At 61.4% G+C, this 4,335-nt stretch carries 3 protein-coding genes; all 3 read right to left on the reverse strand.

What is annotated here, in order from left to right; genetic code table 11:
* Positions 1–293: 293 nt before the first annotated feature.
* On the reverse strand, positions 294–2,117 hold the full coding sequence (locus NW852_RS11765) for a glycosyltransferase family 39 protein (protein WP_414372723.1): 1,824 nt from the start codon (positions 2,115–2,117) through the stop codon (positions 294–296).
* A gap of 172 nt (positions 2,118–2,289) precedes the next feature.
* Positions 2,290–2,550, reverse strand: coding sequence for a DUF6761 family protein (locus NW852_RS11770; protein ID WP_414366681.1), 261 nt, complete (start codon positions 2,548–2,550; stop codon positions 2,290–2,292).
* Positions 2,551–2,634: 84 nt separating this feature from the next.
* Positions 2,635–4,263, reverse strand: coding sequence for a CocE/NonD family hydrolase (locus tag NW852_RS11775; RefSeq protein ID WP_414372722.1), 1,629 nt, complete (start codon positions 4,261–4,263; stop codon positions 2,635–2,637).
* Positions 4,264–4,335: the final 72 nt, after the last annotated feature.

Raw genomic sequence — 4,335 nt, forward strand, 5'->3', positions numbered from 1 at the left:
AGTGTACGGCGAAATTTTTTGGGATTTTTCTGGAGGTTGACCGCCACACCGAGCACTATGTGGATTTGGCACTGCAACACGCCCGTCGTTTCGCCAGATGGCCGGGCCCTGCTGCTCCGGCCTAAGCCTACCCTTCAGCAGCGGGGATCCCTTTTTGAGGGCCGCGTGGGTCACCCCGCTGGGATGGATGTAGGGCGCAGCCCCTCTCCCTAATCCACGAGGGTGGCACAAGGAGGCAACGGCAAGGGGTATAGCTGACTCAAAGCCCAGTCAGCTACCTAGAGAGAGCAGCGCTAAGGATCCGCTACTTCAAAAGCCCACAACCCCCGCTCAGCCGGGATCCGATGCAACTGTCCCTGGGGAAAGCGCTGCTGCAGCGCTGCCCCTTGCTGATTCCATACCTCCTCGTTCAGGAACAGGGTAAATGGCGGCTGGAGATCTTGGGTGGGCAACGCCTCAGGGGAAAAGACCTGCACCTCCTGTCCCGAGCCGGCAAAAAACTGGATCCAACTCTGCCAATAGATGGGCTCTCCCCAGCTGAAATAGGGGTAGGCGGCGCTGGCAGCCAAGTAGAAGCGGTAGTCGGGATCCCCTTGTCGGGCCGCCACGTAGCGCCCGGTGGCTCCCACATCGTTGCCCTGGGTCCAGCCCTTGTGGACAAAATCTCCAAAAATCGCCAAGTTCCATCCCCCGATCACCAGGATCGCCCCCGCCATCGCCACTGCCGGCAGCCACTTCCTCCCTGGGGATCCCCAACGCTCCAGGAGACCGGCCAGCGCCTGGATCCCTTCCAGAGTTAGGTAGACTACAAAGGGCAGGATTACCAGCAGGCGGGTGTAGTTGGGGGCTTTGGTGATGGCCAAGCTAAAGAGCAGGTAAAGAAACAGGAAACTGCCCATACAAAGCCAGTCGTGGGGCTGGCTACGCCCCTTGCAGAGGCGGTAGAGGCCAGATCCCAGCCCCAGCCAGATCAAAACCCCCGTCAGCGGATCCACAAAGGCATGGCCGTAGTTGGGGTAGATGTAGCCCCGGTCGTGCTGGCTGGGATCGTTGAACATGCTTAGGCCATTGCGGATGTTGCGCCACACCGCCTCTGCCGGCGTAGCCGCATTGACCCACCTCTGCTGCAGCGCCCGCCCTTCCGGGAAAAAGAGAAATTGCTGGCGGGCATACTCGGCGCTTTCTGGGGGGGCGGTGGCAGTAGCCACCAGGATGGGCGCAGCCACCAGGAAAAACCCCAGCGCCGCCGGCACGGTTAGCTTGGCCAAAGTCCAGAAGGGGTTGACCTGGTTATCCCCTCCTTGCAGCTCCTCCCGGCCCAGGAGCAGGTAGAGGCCGCCAAACAGCAACCCCAACAGGATCACCACCCGCCCCGGCAGATAGCCGTAGAGGGAGAAGGCCGCTGCCCCTCCCCCCAAATACAAAAGCAGGGGATTTTTTTCCCGCACGCCCTTTAAGAGCAAGGCTAGCGCTGCACACTCCACCAGCACAATCAGATTCTCCCGCATCGCCATGCGGCTGATGCCTAACAAGGCGTGGTTGGATCCCAGGAGGGCCGCTCCTGCCAAGGCCAGCCGGGGGTTCCAGAACGACCGAAAAAACCCATAGGCCACCAGAATGGTGACAACCCCGAAGGCGGCATGCACGGTGCGCACATTCACCAGCGTGACTCCCCCCATCAGCCGCGTCAGGCCGCCAAAGAGGCTGAACAGGAAGCGGGGGAAATAGAAACACTCCGGCATCAGCCCAAAGATATCGGGGTAGCGCACCCCTGAGGCCCGCCGTGCCATGGAGGTGATGACAATCTCGTCGGTGTTGATTTGAAAAGGGATGTTGGCCAGGTCGTAGAGGTAGATGGGGGCAAAAACCAGCGCCAGCAGCCCCAGGTGCAGCAGCTCCTGACGCCAGCGCAGCCGCGTCGGATCCCAAGGGAGCTGAGCCGGAGGAAACTGGGCCACATACAGCCCCACCAGCAGGATGCTTAGCAGCCAGATACCCATCTGCAGTACGTGGTAGCCAAACACCCCGTACCAGAGGGTCAGGGCTATTCCCAAGCCCAGGCCGGATCCCAGCAGAGCCGGACGCCGGGAAGTTGCCAGGGTATCCCAAACTGCCATAGAACTGAGAGGAATCGACTGCTCTCAGCCTACCAGGCCCAAGTTGTTCTCAAAACCGCCCTACCCCCAGCTTCTCTCCCGAAGGACGGGAGAAAGACCCCAAGGCTAGAGAACTTAGGAATTGAGGCTGCGGCCTACCGGTCGCAAGGATTGCCAGCAGGGATCCCCAAAGTTAGTAGCCCCGCATCCTCTCCGTCTCCCGCTCCAGTTCCGGATCCATGAAGTTGGACGGATCGTAGAGGAAGCGGTTGACCTCATCTTCGAGGCGGTAAATCTCAAAGGGCTCCAATTGTTTGCCAGTTCGCAAGGCCAGCAGGTAACCGTCCACCAGCAGCCTTAGCTCGTCAGTGCGCTGATAGCCGCGATGCCAACTATCCACCAGCGCGTCGGTTAGAGCTTGATAGTGCCGGATTAGCTTTGGGTCTTGCAACATGGCGCTCCCTTGCCCCACCTGTTCCCATCCTAGCGTTTGATTTTCGTTTGCTAGACAGAGATTACAAAAGCGGGAGAGGCAGCACTATTCCTCAAGAATCGGCAAGGTTAACCGCGAGGGCGTGTTGCCGCCGCTGTGAAGAGTAAGGGTGAGAATGCGGGCCTCGATGAGCCGCTCTTCTCGCATCCCCGTACCTGTATTGACGGAGTAGGCCGGGAAACAGGCCGCACTGAGGCTGAGACGCAGGGCGTGGCCACGGGGAATGCGGATACAGGTAGGCTGACAGGGGATTGAGATGGGGGCATTGGGCTGGGGATCCTGCAGACGACGGTAGCCCTGGGAAAAGTTGTACACCTGGCCGTCCGGCCTGACCACGGAGAGCACGGCGCAGAGATCCAAGCTGGGGCTGTCGGCTTCGACGTAGAGCTCTGCCGTGATATCCCCCGCCAGGAGGAGGTCGGTTTCCAGAGGGGGAGTGGTGTAAGTGAGAACATCGGTGCGGCAGTCGAGGGCAGAGCGCTCTTGCGGCCCGGCAGGATAAACCAGGTGACCCCCCAGGGCTGGCACCGGTCGCCAGGGATCGTGAACAAAAGTATCCGACTGTTGCCTCAGTGGGGGTTCCGGGCGGAGGGATCCCTCAAGTTCGGAGAGGGCAGCCAGGCCGGTGCTGTGCAGGTAAAAAGCTTTTGGCTCCGGGGTGGGCCAGGCCTCTAAGCTGCGCCAGCGGTTGGCTCCCATCTCGAATAGGCGCACCGGCAGCTCCTGGAGGATCCCGGTGTCCTTGCCTTTGAGGAACTGGTCAAACCAGCGCACCTGCAGCCGATCGATGGGGCTGACGGCCTCGGGGCCAAAGTCCAGCGCCCCCACCCTGCGCCCCCACGGCAGGTGGGCCCAGGGCCCCACAACCAGGTACTGAGGGTTGCGGCTGCGGGCACTCATCTCCTTGTAGAGGCGCAGGCTGCCACTCAGGTAGCTGTCAAACCAGCCGCCAATGTGCAACATCGGCAGATCCACCACCTCTAGCCGAGGGGAGAGCTGGCGCCAGTAGTCGTCGGGTTCGCTGTGCTCCAGCCAGTCGAAGTAGTAGGACTGGGGCGCGTATTGCTGCAGCACGCCCGGCTTGAGGGGGATGGGATCGTAGAGGGGCAAGTTGCGGGAGGCTTTGAAGAGGGCCTGGTAAGCGTTGGCCTCTCCCCGCCGGCGGGCTCCCTCAGCTTCCAGTTGCAGCGCCCAACTGAGGTTGTTGGAGAAGGTAAAGGCTCCCCCCGGGTAGGCGGCATCGGCGTAGAGATCGTAGGGCAACATCGCCGGGCAGAGGGTTTTCAAGGCGCTGGGACGGCTGGAGGCGGCATAGAGTTGGGTCATGCCCTGGTAAGAAAAGCCGTACATGCCCACCACACCGTTGCTCCCTGGCAACGTAGCCGCCCAGTTGACCGCGTCAAACCCATCTTCAGCTTCGTGGCGGAAGGGGTAGAAGGAGCCCTTGGAGGTGCCCCGCCCCCGCACATCCTGGATGACCACGATGTAGCCGTGGGCCGCATACCAGCGCGGATGGGCGTACACCACCGTCGAGGCAATGGCCCGCCCGTAGGGCTGCCGCATGAGCAAGACCGGGTAGCTCCCCCCGCCTTCTGGGCGATAGACATCCGCATCCAGTTGGATCCCGTCGCGGGTGAACATGGAAACGGTTTCGCGGGGGCGCACAGGCAGCATGGTTGGGTAAGGTCAACGAAATTTGCCGAAGAACTAGGCACAGGGATCCCTGGAGAGCTCTTCGATAGAAAA

The sequence above is a fragment of the Synechococcus sp. H60.1 genome (assembly GCF_047462335.1).
Lineage (GTDB): Bacteria > Cyanobacteriota > Cyanobacteriia > Thermostichales > Thermostichaceae > Thermostichus.

Excerpts from the sequence above, each read along its gene's own strand:
- NW852_RS11775 (WP_414372722.1), bottom strand. The coding sequence starts at position 4,263 with ATGCTGCCTGTGCGCCCCCGCGAAACCGTTTCCATGTTCACCCGCGAC.
- NW852_RS11765 (WP_414372723.1), bottom strand. The coding sequence starts at position 2,117 with ATGGCAGTTTGGGATACCCTGGCAACTTCCCGGCGTCCGGCTCTGCTG.
- NW852_RS11770 (WP_414366681.1), bottom strand. The coding sequence starts at position 2,550 with ATGTTGCAAGACCCAAAGCTAATCCGGCACTATCAAGCTCTAACCGAC.